Origin of the sequence: Nodosilinea sp. P-1105 (assembly GCF_012911975.1) — a bacterium.
Taxonomy (GTDB): domain Bacteria; phylum Cyanobacteriota; class Cyanobacteriia; order Phormidesmidales; family Phormidesmidaceae; genus Nodosilinea.
Genome location: NZ_SMDQ01000024.1, coordinates 23,961 through 43,508, shown reverse-complemented (window position 1 = coordinate 43,508; position 19,548 = coordinate 23,961). Strand labels below are relative to the sequence as shown.

Genomic DNA, 19,548 nt, shown 5'->3' with positions numbered 1-19,548 from the left:
GATAGCGTCTTGGAAAACGGTAGAAACCCTGGGGGGAGGGCCGTTGCCCGGTTTTTGCCAAAACCCTGGCGTACTGTGTGGCCTCTCCGCGAAGCCCCCGATAGGGGCGCAGCATCCTGATACACTTCAGCATAGCGCATGTGTTCAGCATTGGTTCAGCTGCAAATCAAAAAGTCACGTTATGATTGTGATTAGTCAGCATAACAATCAGGGCGTCACGTTTTGGCACGTTTTGGCTCGGGGCTCTTAAGCCCTACCCCCTACATTTTTTGGAGAAAACAGTATGATTTCCCATCCTCCTACCGTCTTGGTAGCCTGCGATTTAGGTGAATCCGGAGGAGACCGACTATCGCATTGATCTCAAACTCAGCTTTCGCCTCGAAGGCCATGGCATCTATGTCCAGCGCAAGAGGGAATAGTCATCTTTAGCTTTCCAGTTCACCTGTTCTTTACGCAAGGGAGCTGGCTGCTATCAACTGCCAAGTACTTTTGATTATCGAGTTCGTTTGATCGTGGCGATCTCAGACAAACAGCGTCATGTTACTGTGTGCCAGCAGAACCCATTTCATCCTAGCTTTTGACCTCAACCTTGGCCTGAATACTGGCGGGTCGCAGTATTAACGGACAGTGCCAGAGCCTGGCAAGTAATGTTATGGGCCGGGTAGATTAACGGCCAGGTCTAAACTAACGAGTACCTCAGTAGCATGAAAACGTAAGCTGTCGTCTCACGAATCAGAATGGTTTCATCGGGAGGAAGAGATAGTTCAAATTCTCCGTCATCTTTCAACTGGGTAGTGTAGTTAGCCAAATCAAGATTTGTGGGTGTTGTGGGCTCTACCTTATCAGATGAGTACAGTTGAATTGAATCAATCCTAATATCCCGACCTTGAGTAATGTAGGGAAAATGCTCTCGCTTCACTTTTGTAACGAAGTTTGAGTTGTCTGTTGCAGATACAAACCGAGACCACTCGCTAGGGAAATCATGCTTTAGGTTAAACAGAAGTGCCAGACCGGAGGCATTGGCTGTACCAACCATATCTTCAATAAATCCGACAGCTTTACTGCCCAATCGATCACCTCCCTGGCGAGCTGTGTAACGAACGTGGAGAATGACATCTGAAATACTGTTGTAGTCAAATTGCCGAAAAGCTGATGGCAATTCAAGCTTCCAAGTGCTTTCTGCCCCAGCACCTTCAAAGGGTAGGAAGCGTTCGTCACGCAGGTTTGGCTCAAACATGCCGCTATCGTCGTTGCCACTACTTGTAACCACGGATTGAATCGTACCAAAGTAGTCGATAAATCGAGCATCTTCGCTTTGCCGAGCATATGTTTCATTCGACAGGAGTGGAGATTTGCGCAGAGAACTTCTGAGCAGGGATAGTGTACAGTTAACACTGGTATAAGGACCTGTAACGGATGGAATCGATAGACTAACGGCTTTGATTCGGCGCATATAGTGCCCAGGACAGTCCAGATCAAACAGCCATTCCGGTAGCGTGACTTCGCAGGTGCCTGTGGCTCTCAGGGCAAGCAATGCGATTGGATCGAGTTGCCGCAGCGAGATGTGTTTGGTTAACTCGTACTCTCGCTTGTTGTGGTCGTGATAGGCCATCTCCATGCGCTTCAGGTCGAGGTGCAGCGCTTCACCGGAGAGCAATCCTTTACGGCCGCCATCCCAATAATTGAATTTGATGAAGGTCTGATCGTCCAACTCCGGCCGCATCAGCTCGTGCTTCATCGTCTGTTCGGCTTTGCGGGCGATATCGAAGGCAAATTTGTAATACTCGTAGTAAAGCTTGGATAATTCGCCCTGCATCCAGCCATAAAGTTCTTCGTTGGTAAATTTAGCCCGCAGGAACTGATCGATCTCCTGGGACTGTTGAATTTGTTTTTTCACGCTCTCATATTCATGATGCGTGGTTTCCTCACGGATTAGAGAGGAGATGATCTGTCGACCGATCTGCATCAATTCTCGTGCCGCCAGGTTACTCTGCAGCATCCAGTCGTCGGCACGACGTTCGTAGGAGGCTGTGCGCGAGGTCATTCCCGCCTGATCTTGGCAATACGCTGAAGTTGTCCTGGCAACTTCACCCAACATTTTGGCAGCTACGGCCAGTTTTTGTCCTCCCGTCACCTCTGCTGACACACCTATGCCCCAATAATGCCCATGTACCTTGGCATTGGGAACAAATACCACTGTCGCAGCCAATGCATCGAGTGCAGAAGCCGTCAGGCGTGTCCACTTTGCTCGTGGCAAGAGGGTGTTTAGTTCTTCGTCCTCATTCTGATTCAGAAACAATATTCCCTCATCAAGCACCTCAAGGTTCGAATACTCTTCACGCGCTACGTCTTGCGCATACTGGCCCACCAACTCGGTGTACACCTCGTCAAAGTTTTCCTCAGTCAAGCTTCTCCGCTCCAGGGTAAAGTCCATTACTTCCTGAAGATCTTCTTCATTGCTACCCAGCAGTCGTTGATAGAAGCGGTAGCGCTCCAATACGATCTCTCGACTTGTTACAAGCGACTCCGTTGCCGCTTCGGCTTCTTTCCACTGTAGATAACGCACATCCTGGACTAGCTGCTGAATATTGATCTCGTGTTTCTGCCGCAGCAGTCCTAGTGCCTCAGTGTCCTTCTTCTCTAATGCGGACAGCAGGGCATTGCCCATGCCACGCACCTCATTGCAGATCTCCAGCGCCTTCTGGATCAATAATGTCGAACGAATCGGTGCCAGAGGCTGATTTAAGCCGCTGACCAGGCTGCTGATGTCGATTCCTGCTGCGGCTGCTTTGACCAGCATGCCGGGATCGATAGGCGGGTCGAACAGCGGCAGTTGGCGCACTACCCCCTCGATGTTCATGCAGTGGCGGATCTTAAACAGTCTATCGGCGACTGTATCCCAGTAGCTCAGCAACTTATCATTGTGGGGAATGCAAAAATAAAGTGTGCGGCCAACCCCAAATAGAGAATTAGTTTGGTTAATGTCACTGCCTTCATCGGTGGTGGGGAAGGATAGATTAAATGGGAACTGAGCTTCTAACTCTACCAGAGCATTACCCAATTCATCCAGTCCTTTGGCACGCAGTTGAGCAAACGTCTTAGGCTGAGTTGCTCCACGTTGAGGAATACGCTGTGGCTTTGGTCCTAGCAGATTAGCTGCCAGCACATAGATTTGGGTCGCCTCATTGACGGTCTCGATCGTGTCCTGCCGAAAGAGACTGTCTCCCCAGGCAATCAGGTTGTCCAGATACTTCATCACCACGCAGTACTGATAAGCCAAAAAACGATTACGCGCTACAACGTGAGGTTGGAATGGATGTTTTCTCAGATCCTCGTAGCTGCTCAAAATCAGTTTTCTTTGCTTACGTTCATCTTCCTCCAGTTCATCCTCGGGCCTGCTCAGGAGGTGCAATAGCTTATCAATTTGCTTGTTGTCTTCCGGTTTTCTAAAAGCTATAAAGCGCCAGAATTGACCATCATTGGTCGTGGGGTCGAAAATGTAGTGAAACCAGCGCTGGGCTTCGGCAAATCGTTGATTTACACTCAGATGTACCGCTATGACGAGGGGAACGTGAAAAAATAACTCCCAGTTGTAGATGCTATAGGCATCGTCTTCGCTAACACCGATTTGCTTTGAAAAGTATTTTACTGTCTGGTCACTCTCGTTTGGCTGATAGAGTTCTTTGAAGAAATCTTGGTTAAGTTTCGGACTCTCAAGAAAACGAGGATCGAGCAAGCCGTTGATGGACTCCTTATTTAGCTTTGTTAGTAGCTCGCCGACAAAGGGATGGAAATGATTGTAAAAGGTATAGGTATACCTATTAGATGTGTTTGACCCCGACCCTAATTTATTTATTAGGTTGCTGTTGTGGTTGTGAAATTGGCTATTACTGTTAGACATGATTTAGCCCTCCATCCATAGGTTTACATCTACGTCAAAATCTCGTTCAATGGATCTGGAACGCGTTACTCCTATGGCTCGATCGCCAAAGCTTAGGGCTTTGGTCTCGGACAGTACATGGATAATTGGACTATGCGGATCAAGACCACGAGCCACCGGATACTTAGTCCCCGCTCCCTGGATAATATCGTCGGCTCCGGGACCAATAAGGTCTAGTACGGGGTCCATTTGAACATGTGGGTCGTATCGGAACCAATCGCGCAGGTCATGCAGATCGGGAATCACAAGAATTGGTGGAATCTCTGGCGAAACCACAACACTGGGGGGTATCCAGACATCAATGAACCCACCTACAGGGATTGACTCTTGCTGTGTAGTAACGTAGAAAACGTGACGGTGATTTTGGAAGAAGAAGGGTGTCTGGTAGATATTCTGGATTTCTCCATTTCCTTGCACGGGTTGGATAACTGAAGAATTATGTCCGATCCATGAAGACTGCACAACTGTTGATTCAAAAAATTTCTCGAGTGATATGTCGACCGTGTTCGCTTGGTTATATTTTTCTTTAAAGGACCAGTGGTAATATTTTATTATTAGTGACTCAGGGGTTAGTGACTCAGAGGACGATTCTGAGATTTCAAGACTCCTTCTTCTTTCGCGAAGGTTTTCATACATACTAATCATGAATTTGTCCTGTAACCTTTTGACAAGGTATTTGTTTTCGATAACGTCAATTGTCAAACCCCCTAGATTTTCCTTCCTCAAAATTGTAGGAATAAGAGGGAGGTCGATTCCCATATTAGTAAAGGCTTTTCTTAATGCTTGGTGCATCCCTCTTGTATTTAGCCGATCACCTATTTGAGCAATATCTTGCGTTACGGTGAATGAGCTTTTGTTACTATATAAGGGAAGGCTGTGAGTGTTGTATAACAAAAATGAATCACACCTTTTTCCCGAATGCCACACATCGATTAACAAAAGATTTTCATATACTATCGGGTGTAGTGCTGTTTTCGCTCTAACAAAAGCGTTGCTGCCTGATGGGGTAAAATCATCTCCTAGCCTGATGGGATCATTCAGATCCGATGTTTTGACTGGCTGCCATTTACCATGGTAGTATTCGCTCCAGTTAAGCATGGCAGTCACTTTTATTTTGATATCCCCGATATCCTCTTCCGAGCTTGGCGGGTTTTCCATCAGCTCATCGGCAGCCTTCTCTATCACTGTGAGCCAGAAGAGAAACAGTCGTCCCTTCCAGACCACCGGCAGCACAGGATTATCTTCGATGTTGAGGTCTACCTTTTCCCAAGGTGTCCAGGTGATGTTGCGCTCTTGGCGGCGATAGTAGTAAGTGCGCCGCGCACCCGCCGTCCGGGCGATTACGTGAACAACATCATTGTCCGGGTTACCGGACTCATCCTCTTCATAGTACATACCGCAGATTTCAAGCTTGGCCACCTCGTCCAGTTGTTCTAGGTAGTGTACAAAGGCGGTTGCGGCGGCGTCTTCAGTGATGTCTCCTTGCAGTAGTTCGCTCTCTAAATCTCTGAAGAAGGGAGACTTGTTATCCCGTAATTCTGGTTCTAGCCAGTTCTCTGGCCACAGAAATACCTTGCGGTTGGCCTCCCAGACCCGGTAGCGCTTCATCCATTCCCATTGTTTAGCGTTGATCGAAGAAGACGCAACCTGCGGTTCCAGATTCATCAGGCAACGCTGAATGAACAACTGCACACTGGAAAGGGCCTGCCGAATGCGCGAGGTCTTCATGCAGGGGTCCATCTCCACATCGATCAGAAAGTATTCAAACAGCTTGTCTGGTGTATCAATGTGTTCGGTCCCATCCTCTTGGCCCATTCGGTGCAGCACATAGGACACCAGGGCATCTCGCTGAAGGCTGCGCAACTCGTCGTTGATTGGTTGGATGAGGTTGAGCCAGTCACGGGTCGTGCCCAAGGGTTGCTTGGCGGGCAGGCTACCGCTGTCATTGCTCCGCGAGACGGGCAAACCGCTGTCGCTATACCGGGCCCGCAATGCACCTTGAAGGGTTCTTAGCAGGTCAGAGGTGGGCTCATTGGTGGTTACTTCGAGCAGGGTGGCAGCACCAATACCAAGGGTTTGGACCACGGCAAGGGCATCATGAAGCTGAGCGAAATGCTGTAGATGAGCTAATTCCGGCAGCCCTAGACCAAAGTGTTCCAACAGAGCCATGGGATCGGCTTCCTGCCAGCCGGTGACCCGTTCCAGTAGGGGCATGCCGTCCTCACCCGTGGCCGCTGGGTCCTGCAGCACCTCTAATAGCCGCTCGTCGCGGATTTTCAGGGTTTCCTTGAGGGCTCGATACTGTAGCAGGGCGACCAGATTGGCGAGAAGCGCCTGCCCCGTTGCTTCAACTGGCGATGGGTCCACAGGCAGGGCGTTCAGCCACCCTTTTCCATCGATTTCATAGTCGCTATGGGCCGCAAAGTGTTCCAGTTCGGCGCTGGACAGGTTCACTGCATCCGCTATGGCCAGTACCTTCAGGAGGCGAAGGTACATCGCCCTAAAGCGTTGGAGTGGCATGGCCGGGTAAAGCTGTTCTGCCGGGATGGGCACTCGTCCCATACCTTTGCGCTCCCATTGCAGTACCAGTCGGTCTTTTACCTGCTTGGCCGTCAACTCCAGGGCATACAGGCGTCCGACTTTCAATTCAATAGCGCCCTGGTTCCGCCAGGTACCGTCAGTTAACACCAGGGTCACCGCCTGCCCATCCAACTTCAGGGCAATATCTGAGCCAGCATCTGCTTTGACGTAGAAGTTATAAAAGCCATTGTCGGGTACTTCCAGGAACCCGCGCCACACACCACTGATGGAGGCATTTTCGTCTGCCGGATTGAGCGGTAGCGTAGTTCCGCCTTGCCGATAATTGATTGCGGCTACCAGAAGATTAGACCGATCGGGGTCGCCGATCACGTCATCGGCAAAGAAGATATCGGCGGACAGACCCTGCGTCTCCAGCGCCAGGAAGTCGTCAATGGCTGGGTCGGTCGGCTGATCCACAGCGTGTAGGAGCGCAGCGTTTTCCAGCAACGGTGTCACCTGGGTTAAGTCAGCGCTCACCTGCGCGCTGACCGTCTGGCGCACCTGCTGGCGCTTGAGCCTGGCTCGCAGATCGGGCAGGAAATCAGCCAGCAGGGCTGACATCCTGTCTTCCAGAGGGTCGTTGGAATCGGCAAAGTTTTCGTAGAGATCCTTCAAGTCGGGATAGCGTTCGAAGAATGCCGCGAACGCTGTCTGTCCAGCATCGAACAGTGCCTGTACTGCCGTGCGGAAATCGTTGGTAGCGCTGGACGCTTCGTCGAGGGCTACTTTTTCGGCGGTCGTCATGATACCCCGGAAGGAAAGCTGTTTCTGGAAATCGTCGTAGGTTAAACGCTCCGTGACAGCGAGAAGATCGTCCTCCAGTGCCGGTTGCCCATGGTCATAGGTAACGCTGAAAGGTGAGGTGTTATTCAGTAACCCAAAGAAGACATCGGTGGCCTCAGAGCCATAAACCAATACCATCTTGGTTCTGGCGATCTCTCCGTCGGGATCGTCTTTCATCCCATGCTCCCGCTCAATGCGCAGCAGGTCATTGCGCAGCATCCGGGCAAAGGCCAGCACGCTCTTCCGGGAGGGGGATGATTTGCCGCTCCAGTCGTTATGCCGCAGGAAATAAACCAACTGGCTGACCCTGAACGGCGAGGCCTTGATTTGCTGTACCAATTCGATGAAGCGAATGGACTCCGGGCGAACCGAACCCAGCGGCTCCTCTGGCTCGGTAATGTCCAACGATAGGAAGGGATCCAAACCCGACAACGCCTTCAGCGCCAACAACTCCCGTACGCTGAGATGTAACCTGCGCGCCAGAAAGCCGTGGCGGAAGATGGCACTAACGTTAGCCAGATCCAGCACCATGTTCGGATTAAAGCCAAGTTCCTGCAGGATCAGGTCTAATTCTTCTTGAGCAAGTTCCTGCAGGATCAGGTCTAATTCTTCTTGAGTAAGTTCCTGCAAGAACAGGTCTAATTTTTCTTGGGCAAGTTCCTGCAGGATCAGGTCTAATTCTTCTTGAGTAAGATTAAAAGCAGCGCGCAGCACCTGGGCATGAGCTAAGAGCTTGGGAAGCTCGACCCCAGGTTGCTGGTATTCTGTCTTCTCTGCAAGGTAGTTGCCGTAGCCATCCTCCTGGAAAACATCGTCCAACCCGAGAATTGTCGGATTGAGGAACATTTGCCGGTACAGGGAGCGGTAGCCCTGGGTATCAATGGTTGACCAGCAAGCCAACAGCGGCAGCAGGTCGCGCTGGGGTGCGAGCTTGAGCAGTTCCATCACTATTTGGAGATGGGCCAGCCGCAGGATCAAGGTCTGGAACCCGGCATCCAGCTTTTCCCTGGCTGTATCCCAATCTTCCCCTGGATCAGGATAGTGATCGGCTGGATAAAGCGCAGCGATCGCCTTATCGGTCTGCTCGATAGTCCAGCCCAGCTTGCGCCACAGGCGAACGAAACGCAGTAACTTCAGGAATTCAATGGGTTGCAGCTTGGTGTCGTCGCTGTCGGATAAGGGTAAGGCATAGCCTAACTTAACCGTGTCGAAGCTACAGATCGTTTCACTGCTGGCAGGGGCAGAGAGAACGATCAACCCCCGTATCTGGGTCTCGTGATCCCGAATCCACTGAATGACCTGGGCCAGGTTCTCTTCATCCGACCATTCCGGATTTCCTCCATACTGAATTACATCCAGGTCACTGATTGGCAACAAGGCTCCAAAGTCAGGTTCTTCCAGAGACCCGTCAAAAAAGGCTTGAAGCGTTGCAAAACTGACAAATAGTTTCTCCAACTTGGGAAGTAAATGGGTATGGGGATTGATGAACTGCGTGCGGATAATCTCAATCAACTCGTCATAGGTGAGATTGAGCAGTCGGGCGTAGTGTTTGGCACTGGATAACTCCTCAAGGAATGGGTCTAAGGGGATGCCGACTTCTTCTCCATAGAGCGTTTCCAACGGTAGGCTGCTATCGCTGCTATCGGTGAGAATGCGGTATTCCAGGCGGGAGAGTCGTAACCGTTCCATCAAGATATCTTGCCAGTCGTAGGCCGGATCGTCGCTGTCGCGATCGCTGTCCAGATGGTCGTTTTGCCGTAATCGTTCCATAGCCTGGTGGAGCGGCATCTCGAAATGCTCAAAGTGACGCCGCAAAACCTCTAGCGGTTGATGAAAAGGCAAGGGTGGTGGGAACAGGTTGTTGCGCAACTCCACATAGGCAGCATCATTGACGAACTGTGGGTTGGCCAGCAGTTCTTCGGTGGTCATACCCGCCTCGATATTGTGGCCGGTAAAGGTTTCCAGAGAGTTATTGACCACATAGTGCTCCAGGACTTCATTCACCAGATCGATGTAGGGCAGCACTGTGTTGGTGTTCTCGCAGGTGAGTTGGAGGTGCTGGATATCCGGTCGTCGGTCAAGGAGCATATCCACCGGATTTTCCTGGTCATAGGTTGGTGGTAATTCTTCGCCTGCGCTGTTGTAACGTCGCAGATCAATAAATTGCAACAGGTCAACCAGATAGGCCGCCGGGCTGAGCCAGGAGCGGCAGTGTTCGCAGGCGCAATAGTCCATTTCCCCAAAAACTTTTTCCAGGGTGGGCATTGCGATTACACCACTCTCTTGGTTGCTACTGAAGGTGGCGATCGCGCCATTCTCTTCTACTTCATTGAGGGCCGGTAGATTGGTGATGGCATAAGGGAGAAGAGCCGACTTTTCAAGGAAATAGGATGTGGTGACGTTGAGAACCGTGTGGTGAACTTGGTGAGCCTTGGCGTAGATCAGTTTGGCCACGGCTTCACCGCCCAATTCGTCCTTAAAGGCATGAATAAAAGCCTGCTCGTCGTAGCGCACCACATCATAGGCAGAATTCAGTTTTCGTTCCAGCAACTTGCCCATGGACTCGTCTGATGGGCTGATCTGGTAGACTCGCTGAAGTTTTTTGATTTCTGCTAGAACTGGTGTCTCTAGTTGGATTTCATTTTTGTTGAGATATTGCTCGACAGGATGAAGTCCTAATTCAAACTTGCCTTGATTTTCATCCAAAAAGTGGGTCACCTGATGTTTAATCGATGGTTCCGTATTCAGAGGAATATCATCGACTTTGACCATTTCAGATACAACAGCCGTAGGGTAACTCAGCCGAAGCTGGTGAGCCATTACCGCAGCATAGTTTGTCTTTTGTTCTGCTGGCTGTTCTCCAGGAATTTCGTCAGGAATGGATACATCACTTAATAGAGGTTCCCAAGCGGATTCCTGGTAAAGTCCTTGGCGCACTAAATCAAGGGGGGTGTGGAGGGCTCCATTTTGGGCGTGCAGTTGCTGAATTAGGGGCGCATTGTTGATGGTTAGAAAGGCCAGTTTGCCATCTAGTTCTAATCGGTCACTTACCTCTGTGCCGAATTCTTCTTTGGCATCAGTCCAAAATTCTTCCAGGTTATCGCGTCGTTGATAATAGAGTTCGGTAAACTGCTGCTGTTGACTAGGCTCGGGCAGGGTATTTTCAATCAGTGCTTTGAAATTGGAAATTCCAACCGGTGTGGGTTCGTCTAATAGGCGACTGATGCTGTGCGCCTTGAAGCGCTCTAAATTTTCTGGAATCTGATGGCGCAGTTCCTCAGGCAGAATTTTCGCCTCCACGGCTCGTTCCCAGGCCTGTTGCACGGTTTCCGGTGCCATCTGACTCAAGATCGTCTCGTTGGCTGGAACCCCACTGCGGAAGAGAGCGTAATAAAATTCTGGCTCGATGCCGCTAGTCTGGCTGAACTGACTGGCCAGGGAAGTCATGGCAACCATGCGGGCATCCCAACCTGTTTTGTTGGCTAGATAGGTAATGTCTTGTTGTTCGTCGTCTTCCCTGAGCGTGGCCAGTCGTTTTTTCAGTTCTGGTTCGCTCTGGGTATTGAGGTGGGGGCCCAGTTCACCCAGCAGACGAGGATATTCTGCCGGTCGTGGCAGTTGGTCTGCCGAAATCACAATATTCAGGTCATTTTCTTCTGGGTTGGCGTTATAACGCACCGCAGAAACAGCGATTGGGGTATTGCCATCGCCAAAAACTTGAACCTGAACATCCAGTTTTTCCTTGGCTTTTGTAAGGTGAGGGGGAAGATAGCGAATCTCGTACACCCCGCGATCTTCTGTGGTACCTGTACCAAGGGGGCGATCGCCATCGATATTTTTGTCTACTGCAACTATCCGCAGACCAGGTAAGCCCCGGAGTTCATGGCTGACAATCTGGCCCCGTACTATAAATGACTGATCCTCGACGGGCTCTTCATCGATTGGTTCTTCATCGATTGGCCTACCGTCTTGGAGCCTACAATCTCTGATGAAGCGCCAGAGATAGGCGGCAGCAGCCAGTGCGATCAGTAAAACAACTGAAAGAAAGGTGATATTTTCAATGACTTGATACATTTTATGCCTCCCCATCGCTAAGGACAGATATATTTTTTGCTCTATTTTCCTGTTTTTACATGTATGGATATTGCCAATAAAAGTAGTCGATACAGCTTTTTCTCACTAGCGTTAGACATATAACAGATATTTATAAGATCTATTTGTAAGGACTCATGCCATACCCAACTCTATTAGGAGTTGCTATATAATTTATTATTAATGTCCGATTCTCGTATCACAAATTCATTATCTTTTTCTTGGTAATCGAATCCAAGTATTTGCTTGTCTTGGCCTTAATCGCTCTTTTGGTTACTCAGGCTGAACAAACATCTTTTCGATCAAGCTGAAAGTCATATAAAATAAAGCTTTGGGAGATTAAGGTCAAATTAGCTATCCAGTGGGTGACTAAAACAATGATGGAGGCTCATCGGAAGCCCATATCTTACAAAGGTATGGGCATGAGTAGTTTTTCATCCTCTTGAGAATCATTATTTACCTTGTGTGGCATTAAAAGATGGTGGAGTTGGTATCCAGCAAATGTCTGAAATTTACTTTGATCACGCGACCTGGGATAAAGTGTTTGTAAGTATCTAGGTGCTGCCAAGTAAGTTGTTCTTATCTCATCCCCCCTAAGGTTAGGATTCAGTCGGAAAATTGTATTCAGTTCACGATGTAAGTGAAGATATAGTTGCAATTCCCCTTTATTCTCTAGAATATCTAGCATATCTCGAGCCAACTCAGGGCTAGTCGAATATGCAGCTCTCCAGAAATCATTCCAGTTTCTCTCCAGTCTCCTTGAAAAATCTTCAAAGTTGCTTACTCGCATCTCAATTTGGCGTTCTATCTGATCAGCCTGACTTGTGAGTCTTCTGCGCTCAATTTTTTCTGCTTCTCTTGCCCGAGTCCTTAAGTCTTCAACCCTTGGCATGTTAAGCTCTCTAAGAGCTTCCTGGAATTGGTCAGCATACTCGTCAGACCTACTGTTTAACCACTGTTGTCGGCTTGGCACATGTGATCCTGTCTGAGGTTCAGGGACTATATACTCGTCTTTGAACTCAAGTTTGTCCTCATATACAACTCTTTCCACTGGAAATATGTATTCCTGTCCAGGATGAATAAAGTCAGGGTCAGGAAGTAGCTCACCCAGATGTGGATCAAAGACAATATCTAGATATGCTCCATAGGCTACATCTGGTCCAAACCACTCGTTATATCCAAACTCTGCTAGGGAAGCAGAGATCCAAGTTCCCTCCTTTGCCCTATATCTAGCAAAAAGTAAATCGCCAACACGTTCAAAACCTAAGAATTCACCAGCATTACCTGCCTGCTGTCCATCGAGATCGGTAAACTTAACAGGATTTCCTCGTGTGTAAGTATATCGATTTGGTCCATCCGAAATACTTATAGGATCACAACTCGTCCACCTCCCCAACCACAGCGCATAATACCGCGCCCCATGATAATTCAACCCACTCTCCTCATCCCGTTCCTTCCCTGTAAACCGATATCGCTTTGGCGTTTCTGTCTGGCTCCCCACGGCTTCATACGACGTACAGCCATAGGGATAAAACTCCTCATAGGAAATGATCTCCCCAATTCCATCCACTTCTAAAGCAGCAGACCCCAAATGATTGCCCACCTGAAACCGAATCAATTGTCCCGGTGAATTGTCACTGCCAAAAGTCCTGGTTTCCACCAACGCAATCCGCTGCTGGTCATCCATAACATGCAGCGTTTCCCGCTCCAGCGTTACACTGTTGCCGCTGCCATCATAGGCTCGAAAAATCTCAAACCCACCCAGATAAATGCGCTCATTTTTGCGCGTACCGTTTTGTCGTTCCGTGACTTTCCGAACCCGCTCACCAGCGGCATCATAGACGTAGTACGTCGTTTCCGGCGTTCCCTCATTCACCACCTGCCGCGCCGTGGCCTGGAGCTGATCGCGATAATCCCACCGCATCAGGGGTAGATGGGGCATGGTCGTCATATTGCCGTGGGCATCATAGGTATAGGGTTCAGGAATAGAGATACCATTGCCAATTTCGGTGCGGCTGAGGCGATTGCTCCTCTGATGATTGGGTTCAATTAGGCTGGGTTCGTTATAGCTATAGCTGCGATGCCAGTTTCCATTCATCGCGTCATGAATCAGATCGAGAAAATTCCCAACTGAGTCGTAGTCATAATGCTCTGTGTAGGTACGCATCGCCTGCCCGTCATTGGGATGGGGCAAGTTAACTCGAAACTGATCATCCCAGGTGGTGTGGGGTTGACCCACCTGCCCAATGTGTTCGCGGCCTGTTGCCGTAATTAACCGATAAATCGCGTCGTAGGTGTAGTCATTACTGGGGGTAACCACCTCATTATTGAAATAAAGCGTCTGCTGCGCCCGATCGTCAATATGGGTAATATTGCCAACCGGGTCGGAGGTATAGCTCAAGTCCTGTAATTGAGACAGATCGCTCCACCGCAGCGTTTTCAGACGAGTCAACCGAAACGTTAAGGGATCGTAGTGATACTCAGTTCGGGTCTGGTTGCCATACTCAATCAGCACCCGCTGCCCCTTCGCGTCATAGTCAATATTACTGACAAAGGCAGTCACCTCCTCTGCACCCCGCAGTTGAACCGCCATGCGCTCTAACAAATTAGCTTCGTTATAGGTCGGCAAAATGATACTGTTATCCGGCGTTTGCAGCCTCACCGGACGATTCAAGGCATCGTAGGTGGTACGGCTAATAAACCTGTCTGCCTCCAGGCTTGGCGCAAGGGCAGCGTCTAACCTATCAAGGTCAAATCGTTCAGCCGCATCTGTCGGCAACCCAGCATCGATCGCCCTCCATTCCACCCCCTGCTTGTAGTTCTGCGCCAGTCGCCGCAGTATCTCTAGCGGATTGCCCTTAAAGTCAACGGACTCAACCGATACCGCTCCTGCCGGGTCGAGATGTAAATACAGTTGCCCGCGCAGATTCCGTTGCACATTTTCCGGGTGTTGCTCCCCATACACCAAACGTTCCGTCAGCCATTCTTGGGTTGGATTCGCCGGGTCAGCCCCAGTTACAAACGATCGCAGGGGGCGACGGAGTCGATCATATTCTGTGCGGAAGGTGTGCCCTCGGCTATCCCAAGCGCGAATGGGATTACCGGCCACATCGGTTAACATCCAGCGCTCTCCCGCCTCCATGCTGGACTGGTAGATGCGGTTCGCCCCGGCCTCTTCTTCGCTGTCCCCTGGCCCCAGCAGGTTATAGGCATAGTGCATCACAATCCGCCCTTGTCCATCATTGGTCTGTACAAAGGCATCTCTAACCGTGCGGGGATTGCCCTCAACATCCAACTCCACCCGAGTGGGATAGAGTTCTGGCATACCCTCGGCGTCCCAGCCATTGTGAGCCAGCGTCAGAAATGGGCGACCCAGGCTGTCCAAATAAGCCGTGGTGGGTGTATCCGCATGGGCCGATGCCTTGGTGGCAGCCACTTGCTCCAGTTGCCCCAGGGCACCATCCTGCCGCTGAGCATACCAGGTCTGCCAGGAGTCGGGCTGAGTTACAAAATAAGCCCGAACATACCCCCCAATGTCACCATCGGTTCTTGGATCGGACGTAACCGTGTCACTGACATCCCAGGTCACCTGATGCCAGGGGTCAAACACCACCTTTTCATAGGTATGGTTCGGATGCAGCGTCGCCACTACCCGTTCCATCGGGTCATAGAACAGAATCGGGCTGACCCCCACCACCCGAGCAAACTCAAAACGGTGGGTGTCACTGAAAAAGGGCTCATACTGGCGAACTGGCTTTTCCTTGTTGTTGAAAATCGTCCAGCCACTGCCAACCCAACGCGGGTCAGCGATCGGGGCATCAGCATCATCCAGATCCAGCGGTCCTGGCTCCGCCTGCACCTTGACTTGTATTTCCCGTTCAAAGCCATCGGAGTAAGCAAAGCTGTGCTGGATTTTGCTCTGCTCCCCTGGATTCAGATCCGCAGCGTGGGTTTCTCGCGCCAGGGTATAGACCACCACCGGTTCAGGGTGCGCATCATCATCCTTTGTGCGCCGATAGGCAAACAGGTCATACACCAACCGGGTGGTCGCCCGTTGCAAGATCGCGTGGGGATCGCCCAGGGGATGCTCCAGATGGTCAAGCATGACAGACTCGTCGAGATCTGGCTCGAAGTCTGTAAGGGAGTCTCCCAGAGTTTCCTCCGGTTTGCCCATCACCGCCGTGCCCACAACCAACCCGAGGGCATCAAAGGCCACAGCGGCTCGATTACGGTTAGCATCCATCAGCAACCAGGGCTGCAGCACCCGGTAATCATTGCCAGTTGTGGTTAAATTCTCATCTGCATCCCGTTCCCCCACCGTGACCCGATTGTCCAAAGGATCGCGGGTTTCCCACACCAGCAAGTCGTAATCGTCATAGGTGATGAAGGATTCGGCCCCGAAGGGATCGCGGTTGCGGTGGGGCAAGAAGAAATGTTGCTGGGCGTAGGCCAGTTCCTGGGCGGGCGGATGATCGCTGTGGGGGGAGTAGAACAGTCGTCCTGAGGGCATCCACCAGCGATCGTCCCCATCTAGATCCACATAGCCCCCCTGGTCAGCCCCCGGCCCACCCAGTACCTCCGCAGGATTGGGCAGCAGGTTTTCTGAGGGTTGTCCTGGTTGAGAACGCTGAAACACCTGCGCGATTAACCCTGGTGTGAATGCCAGTTGGTAACTCTCCCCTGGCAAGGCCAAAGACTCCAACTGACCCAGGGGCAGTAGGCTGAGGGGATTATTTTGAGCGGCACCAAAATCATTGGGGCGGTAGAGGCTCCGCACCTGTGCGATTGAGCGACGCTGCCGACCGCTGGTTGGTGATTCTTCATAGTTCAGCTCACTGTCAAAGATGGGAATTAGTACCTCTGGATTGTCCGAACCGGGTTGGACAAAATCACTGAACTGGAACCGATCGGCGGCTTCGGTGGGAGAAAACCCCGTCAGTTCATAGGTACGTGTCTCGCAGGGAAGAGGGGTGCGGTAGTGCGCGGCGCTCTCAATGGCGTTGGTAAACCGATGCTCGGCATAGGTCACCCAACGTTGAGTTTGCTGGAGGCGATCGCTGTCCAACGGCAAATCTGGATCAGGCTGGCGGCGTCCGTAGCCAATGGCCACGTCCTTCAGGACATTGCCGTAGTCATCCACCTCCAGCGTCATGGCGTGCTGAATCCGTGGATCGGAGGGATTGCGCTCGTAGTGGTAGGTAATGGTTTCACGGGGATGGGCAAAGAACACCCCATGATGGTGATCGGCGCGGGGTTGCAGAGGCCGGATCGTGAAATCTTGCTCGACGACGGTGTAGGGCGTCTGGGCTCGTTGGATCATCGCGTCAGACGATCCGGGTGGAGCATCGTCCGCATAAACCTCCTGCCGTAGCATCATGCCCTTGAGGGCGCGGCAGGCTTCCCGTTCTTCCTCCAGGGTCAGCCCCGCAGGCAAGGTGGTGTCGGGCAGAAGCAAGGCTTGGAAGTCCTCGTCACTCAACCCCGGTTCACGGTAGTACTCAGCCTCAAATTGCCGCGAGATATGCGCTCGGTCTAGATAAAATCCGGTATGGAACCAGGTTTTAGTGTGTACTGGCGGCACATGGGAGGCCGCATCAATATTGGTTGCAGCCGGGGATACCCCATTCCCTACCAGCGCTGAGAACTCCTCCGTGTCCCACTGCTCCACCATGCCGAAGCCGCGAAACTCCCGTTCCTCACCATCAAAGTAGCCGTGGTGGTAGGCATAGCGGGTGACAAACCGGTTGCGGCTGATGTGGTCGTAGGTCTCCACCCGCTCCACCACATGCACCGGAAACGGTAGACGGGTAATCCAGGGGTTCCCATCACGCTTATCCTGCAGGTAAAACTTGGTCGAGGGGGCGTAATGCACCACCGTTTCAGCCCCCAGATTATTCCGGGTCTTGATCAGCAAGTGGGGCTTTTGCTCACCCATCAAACTCACATAGCGCATCTGCCGCCCGGCATCCCCCAGCAACGGCGATGACCAGACCAGACATGCCGTACCATTGCCCAGCAGATCGGTAGGGACAATGCTGACTACGTTGTCAATGTCAGGAAAAACCTGTAAAGGCTCTGCCGCGCTCCAGCTATTGCCCGACTGGTTGAAATAAAGCCGCACCCCATCCCGGTGCAAGTAGATGATATCCGTCGTGCCGGTGCCATCAATGTCGGCCAGACGCAGGCGCTGTTGGTCGAACTGGTCAGGATTGTCGAAATAGGGGGCGTTGTCCATCGTTACCTTTGCCCCAAACCGACCATAGCCCAGATTGGGCCAGTAGCAGACCTCCCCATTGCGAATCCGCACCAGGTCAGTCAGACCATCGCCGCTTAGGTCAGCCAGGTAAATTGACTGGATGCCATCGGCAAACACCAACCGAGGCCCCTGTTCCTCATCCAGGGCCTGGGCGACTCGTTGAGCGGCCCCAAACCCCGCCTCCGCCAGGGCAGGATGCCACACCAAGGTATCCTGCTCCGTAATCAAGACATCGGCATGGCCATCCCCATCCAGATCCACCAACTTTAGATTGGGATCGCTCATGTCGCGGTTCAGTCGTGAGATAAAGGGGCGAAACGGTTGCCATCCCTCCTGCCCATCGTGTTCGTATAGCCCCGGCATCGGGCCATCCATCACCACCAGATCGGGCTGCCCATCCCCCGCCAAGTCCATAAACTGCGCCCCACCGGCCAGGGCGAGGTTGGGTTTGAGGGCAACGAGTTCCAGCGGCGCGAACTTCGCCTCGGTTCGCACCGTGCCGTTCTCCCTTCTCTCGTTGATCGGACTGAGGTTGCGTTTGTAGAACCAGCCCCCTGCCTGCTCCGTGAGAATGCCAGGAATGCCCTCTCCATGCAGATCCGTCCATTGATAGATCGCGCCATCCAGTCCAACCGGCGAATTCTCCACACTGACTGGGTCAACCTCCTCAACCACATCTTGCACAACGGGTTGACTGTACTCAAACTCCACCGGCGGCAAACTACGCTTCCCATAGCCGTCGCCCTGCCGCTTGTAGCCCGACTGACTGACCGCAAGCAGCAGCGAGTAAATGGGAATACGCCCATCGTCCGGGTTTTGCTCGTAGGCATAGGTAAAATCGGTCGATCGCACCAACCCCTCATAACCCACAGTGCCATCTGGGGTGCCATCCGGCAGGTCCGGAATGTGATGAAACATCAGCACCCGCTGGCAAAGGCGAGTGGTGCGCACCTCAAACCCTGATCGGTAGGTGGAAAATGGATCTTCACGATAGTCCCAATCCCCTGAATCGCCCGGAGTTGGCGCGTCGGCAGCATGCTCGCCATAGTCAAACACCACCTCAAACATCCAGTCCCCAGTGTCGATTTCGTCCCCGTTTAGAAAATGGGGGCGCTGTCCGGTGTCATCGAGTAAAGGGGTACGGTTACCGTAGTAGATGTGCTTGAGATAGCGGTTTGCAGAGCGGCGTGGGTCGGTGCGATCGCCCCGGTTGCGCTCATGGGCAAGACTCAGATTTACGCCAACTCCGTCCTCTTTTTTGTAGTGGTAGAGAACCCCATTGCCTTTATCATCGCGAGTCTCGCAGATCAGCCAGCTAAAAATGCGTCGGCGATCTTCAGGATCGGCAATGCGGGAGTTCTCGTCTTTGCCGTAGAGCGTCAGGATGTTGTCCTGGGAGATGGAACGCCAATGGACATCACTGGCATCCGCGACGTTAGTCCAGCGTTCAATGCGGGCAAACAACCCCTCCATCCGGGGGCGATAGCGTTTGACGGCATAGGTCATGCCATTGACCGTGCGATCGGGAAGGCTTTCAGGTACCCACTTCCCCTGATTATCCCGCACCAGGACAGGCACCAGATCTTCTGCCCCTGAAAGGATAAAGACATCCGACTCGGTGGCATCGTCATAGCGTGGCAAGCCCTTATCCGTTTTGCGGGTAATCGACGGCAGCGACAGGCTCCAGCCAAAACCGAAGGGGCCATTGCCCGCCCCAGAGTCATAGGACAGGGAGAGTTGGGGGCCAAACCCAGAGCGGCCAGGGCTGGTGGCGATCGGGACTGACATTGACCCGGTGCCTGTTACTGGATTAGCAGCGAACTTCTCGCCCATTCCTTTGATTGCCCCACCCCCCTTGGGCAGATTAAGGCTGGGAAGGGAACCTTGCTGAACTGCC

The 19,548-nt window shown here is 51.9% G+C and carries 3 protein-coding genes; all 3 read right to left on the bottom strand.

Annotated elements, in window-relative coordinates; genetic code table 11:
* Positions 1-679 precede the first annotated feature (679 nt).
* The 3 genes from E1H13_RS12235 to E1H13_RS12225 all read right to left on the bottom strand — a co-directional run bounded on the left by E1H13_RS12235 (position 680) and on the right by E1H13_RS12225 (position 19,484).
* Positions 680-3,901, bottom strand: a complete 3,222-nt coding sequence (locus E1H13_RS12235; protein WP_169613702.1) for a toxin — start codon at positions 3,899-3,901, stop codon at positions 680-682.
* A gap of 3 nt (positions 3,902-3,904) precedes the next feature.
* The gene (locus E1H13_RS12230) at positions 3,905-11,377 is read right to left on the bottom strand and encodes a neuraminidase-like domain-containing protein (RefSeq protein ID WP_169613701.1); all 7,473 of its coding nucleotides are present in this window, start codon (positions 11,375-11,377) and stop codon (positions 3,905-3,907) included.
* A 424-nt stretch (positions 11,378-11,801) separates the two neighbouring features.
* Entirely contained in the window at positions 11,802-19,484 is a 7,683-nt protein-coding gene (locus E1H13_RS12225) for a SpvB/TcaC N-terminal domain-containing protein (protein ID WP_206070408.1), read from the bottom strand.
* Positions 19,485-19,548 lie beyond the last annotated feature (64 nt).

What these genes read in the sequence shown, in the direction of transcription:
- E1H13_RS12225 (WP_206070408.1), bottom strand. Translation starts at nt 19,484, where the DNA reads ATGGGCGAGAAGTTCGCTGCTAATCCAGTAACAGGCACCGGGTCAATG.
- E1H13_RS12235 (WP_169613702.1), bottom strand. Translation starts at nt 3,901, where the DNA reads ATGTCTAACAGTAATAGCCAATTTCACAACCACAACAGCAACCTAATA.
- E1H13_RS12230 (WP_169613701.1), bottom strand. Translation starts at nt 11,377, where the DNA reads ATGTATCAAGTCATTGAAAATATCACCTTTCTTTCAGTTGTTTTACTG.